At 74.8% G+C, this 884-nt stretch carries 1 protein-coding gene and 1 pseudogene; both read left to right on the top strand.

Going from position 1 to position 884, the window contains the following annotated elements; translation table 11 throughout:
* The first annotated feature begins 234 nt into the window (after positions 1 to 234).
* On the top strand, positions 235 to 378 hold the full coding sequence (locus ACYVE9_RS28695) for an HGGxSTG domain-containing protein (protein WP_461030805.1): 144 nt from the start codon (positions 235 to 237) through the stop codon (positions 376 to 378).
* 302 nt (positions 379 to 680) lie between these two features.
* Positions 681 to 884: pseudogene (locus ACYVE9_RS28690) on the top strand (hypothetical protein); the annotation flags it as partial.

Here is an 884-nt window from a genome sequence, read left to right as displayed (position 1 = left end):
CGGCACCCGGCGACCCCGCCCCCGCTCGCCGCAGTGCCCCGCTCGCCGCAGTGCCCCGCCCGTCGCCCTGCTCGCTGCGACGGGCGGGGCCCGTGGCGCTGATGTGGCTCTGACCAGCGCGTTTCCGGCCTGATTGGGCTGACATTCGGCCGCGCCCGCTGATTCCGCCTCCCCGCTCCGACGCCTCTGGACACCATGGAAACGTCCCGCCAGTGACCACGGGAAGGTGACCAGATGGGGAAGCAGACCAAGTGCGGGTCCACCGCGACACGAACGGGCCGGCCGTGCCGCCACCCGGCGATGATCGGCTACTCACGCTGCCAGCTCCACCGCGGCGAGTGGACCCCGACGCAGATCCGGCGCCGGAAGAAGCGCTGAAGCCCGAACCGCCACCGCAGCCGCCACGCCCGCCCCCACGCAGGGTCGGCGCCCCACGCCCGTGGCCCTCCATCCCGTTCGGGACTGAGGGCCACGGGCCGTCCTTGGGCGTGCGGCGCGGGGCACACGCGTATTGCGTGCGGCCCACTCACGTGATCGGCGGGGCGGCCGTAGGGCTTTCCCTCCTCTGCCCGAAGCCGACGGTGTCAGCCCTGCGGACGACGCCCCGTCAGCCGCGGGTCGCACACGGGCGAGACCTGAGCCTGACGCAGGGACGGCGGCGGCGCGGGCAGCATGGCCGGGTGACTCAGACGCTGCCGGGCCTGCACCTGTCCCTCCTGGAAACCCTCGTGATCGCGGCCGCTGTGACGCTGGCGACGGCCCGCTGGCTGCCACGACAGGTGCGCGGCCCCGTCGCGATCGGCGCTGGGGCCGCCGTGCTCGTGGGCGGCGCGGCGGTACTGCTGGGCCCGATGCGCTGGCAGATGCTGCCGGTCCTCGCCGGT

The sequence above is a fragment of the Streptomyces sparsus genome, assembly GCF_054776295.1.
The sequence above is the reverse complement of the archived record's forward strand: the minus strand, read 5'-3'. Positions and strand labels throughout refer to the sequence as shown.

Excerpts from the sequence above, each read along its gene's own strand:
- ACYVE9_RS28695 (WP_461030805.1), top strand. The coding sequence starts at position 235 with ATGGGGAAGCAGACCAAGTGCGGGTCCACCGCGACACGAACGGGCCGG.